This window comes from Shewanella sp. KT0246 (genome assembly GCF_019654955.1).
In the GTDB taxonomy this organism is placed as follows: Bacteria; Pseudomonadota; Gammaproteobacteria; order Enterobacterales; family Shewanellaceae; genus Shewanella; species Shewanella goraebulensis.
Genome location: NZ_BPEV01000116.1, coordinates 1 through 600 on the forward strand (window position 1 = coordinate 1; position 600 = coordinate 600).

Consider the following 600-nt stretch of genomic DNA (forward strand, 5'->3'; position numbering starts at 1 on the left):
TTTTTTTTCAAGCAGAAGACGGCATACGAGATGCTCAGGAGTCTCGTGGGCTCGGTCGGCATGTTGCTGTCCGTGCCGCTCACCATGATAGTCAAGATAGCTCTGGAATCGAGCCAGAGTGGCAGTTGGCTGGCAATCTTGCTCTCGGACGATGCCAGTATTGCCGTGCGGGAAAATGCCGATAAAGAAGCGGCATCCGATGCCGAATAAAGGCAGAAATAAGAGGTTGAGGATTTCATGCAGTTATTTTTGGAAGCCATCACCGACCTGACACCAGGCGATGAGTGTGGCCGTTTGTTTCATGGTCGCGGTGGCCGTTATCCAGGCAGCGAGCACTTATGCCTGGATTGGTTTGCACCTGTGGTGTTGCTGACCGCCTTTAAACCACTGACGCCGGAAGAGCTGGCGCTGGTTACCGAGCGTCTGCAATTACGCTGGCAAGCCTTGGGGCTGGCCCTGAATCTGGTCTATCAATACCGCGCCGCCGGGCAGACCCGCACCGAGCTCATTGCCGGCGAGATACCCGAGCCACATCTGGCCAGCGAGCTTGGCTGCCGTTATCAATTGCATCTGTTACGGGGCCAGAATCATGGTTTGTTC

At 55.3% G+C, this 600-nt stretch carries 1 protein-coding gene; it reads left to right on the plus strand.

Annotated features, from left to right (window positions below):
* Positions 1-237: 237 nt before the first annotated feature.
* A partial coding sequence (locus K5Q58_RS20695) for a class I SAM-dependent methyltransferase (protein WP_220755732.1) occupies positions 238-600 on the plus strand: 363 nt, incomplete at its 3' end.